Source organism: Microcoleus sp. LAD1_D3 (assembly GCF_036702135.1).
In the GTDB taxonomy this organism is placed as follows: domain Bacteria; phylum Cyanobacteriota; class Cyanobacteriia; order Cyanobacteriales; family Microcoleaceae; genus Microcoleus.
Map to the genome: position 1 here is coordinate 1 of NZ_JAUBSB010000150.1, position 1922 is coordinate 1922.

Below are 1922 nucleotides of genomic sequence, written 5' to 3' on the forward strand. Positions count from 1 at the left end.
GGCTGCGATGAACAATGACTATATGATGCAGATTCTCAAATGCTTTTGTCAAGCATGATTGAGCTGCTCTTACCCTGGCTGCTATTTCAACTGAGAACTTTTTGGGGCGACCAAAAACAGAAGAGATTTTTTAACAAATTTTCCAGACCGCCCTTTTTATATTGAAAGAGCCAGCGATGAATTGTCGCCTCACTTTTCCCTAAAACTGCCGATACTTCCCGCACAGTTTCTAGTTATTTTGACTGAAATAAATAAAGCATTTGGACTTTGTTATAAGCTAGGATTCTTTTTTGTTGTTTGAGTATTTCTCGCAAACTTTCTACAGATTCGGTAATCTTTATAGAACCCATTTGACATCTTTGAGGCTGCGACTCGATCGCCCGTTGTCTGTCGAGCGTCAAAATATCTCAAATGGGTTCAAAGAACCGCTATTGACAGGATGCTCTTTTATATCTTGCCCTTTTTGTCAAGTACAATTTATACCAAATTAGATGAGCTTACCCTGGGAGGATTTCCCTCTCGTTATAGAACCTATTTGGGATCTAGTGATTTGCTAGTGCCAACCGTTGCTTTGCTAAGCGTTTGAGCATGAGCCGAATGAAACACACATTGAGCTTAGCCGTCGCATTCTCCAGCGTCCGCTCGAAATTCTTGACTAAACTCTTATACCATTTTTTTAAAGATGTGATAGACTTGTGTAAAAAGTAAAGGAGAGAATTACAATGTCTGGTCGTCCTCATATAAAGATTACCGAATCAGTAGAAAACTTACGAGAAATCCTCAAAAATCAAAAAATAATTCTAGGTTATAACGTAAGGATTCAGGTCTGAAAGAAGGGAATAAGCTCAGGCCGAGCCAAGTCACAAGAATGGGCAGAAATAGCCTCACGGAAAAAAGCCATTACTGAACGAGCTTGAAAACGACAGGTTTGAATTACACTCAGCAGATCAGCCGTTTCCTCAAATCGTTTCATTGAACGAGAGCCGCCAGAAACTTTGCGTTTCGTGACAGCTAGCCGTAGGGAACGTTCTGCTAAATTATTATCAGGAGGAACCGAGGGGTCATTGAGAAAATACCACCATTGTTCTGCCTTATCCCGTAAGGATTTTAGTAACAAACCTGCAGCATAACCAACTTTGCCCAACCAAGTGGTCAAAGTTTGATTCAATCGTATTGTGAAATCCTGAGCCCACGAGTCGTAGGTGAGTTGATCCTTCGTCTTTCGCCAGGACTCATGGGCGATAAAAGCTTCATCAATTAATGACAGAAATATTTGAGCGACTTCTGCATTATTGTTGCCAGGAAGGTCCAGCACTTTCTTGAAATGCCGTCGTAAATGAGCCAGACACTTCTGTTGGGCTGTGATTGTGCCACCATTATAAACACTGAAATCATCTGAGCTTAAGACTCCAGCAAATTCTGTACCCAGCATGGTTTCTAGTTCCACCCGCCCCCTGGTATCTGCGGCATGAAATAAACAGAATCCTTCTCCACTAGCCGTCCATAGCCATTCTTTGACTCCCATGACACACCACGGGGTTTCATCTACATGAACATTTGATTGAAGAGGTGCCCATTTCCACAGTGCATTGAGCGCTGGCTTGACTGCTGCTGCTACTCGTTGATTGGTTTTTTGGAGTGTTCCCACTCCCACTTCTATCGTGCCGAGTTCCCACAAAAATTCAGTCAGCTTGGCGTAGGAAAGATGTCCATAATTGCCAAGCCAGACTAAGAGTGCTTGGAGATTAACGCTCAAGTCTTGTCCTGGAACTATTCAAGCGGGGTGGTTCTCCTGTGACTACTGCACCACATTCTAGGCATTTACACGATTGTGTCTGATATTCAACGACCTCGATTGGTTTTGCTACTAGACTTGCTACTTGCTGTCTGTGGATGTTAATTACTTCACTTAATTCTTTACT

2 protein-coding genes are annotated in these 1922 nt (G+C 42.5%); both read right to left on the minus strand.

The features are described 5' to 3' along the window. Nucleotides 1-86: 86 nt before the first annotated feature. Nucleotides 87-224 carry a hypothetical protein gene (locus tag QUA74_RS30010; protein ID WP_445302189.1) on the minus strand — a complete coding sequence of 46 codons (138 nt, stop codon included), beginning with the start codon at nucleotides 222-224 and terminating at the stop codon, nucleotides 87-89. A gap of 596 nt (nucleotides 225-820) precedes the next feature. After that, nucleotides 821-1756, minus strand: a complete 936-nt coding sequence (gene tnpC / locus QUA74_RS29675; protein ID WP_333336343.1) for an IS66 family transposase — start codon at nucleotides 1754-1756, stop codon at nucleotides 821-823. Between the last annotated feature and the right edge of the window lie 166 nt (nucleotides 1757-1922).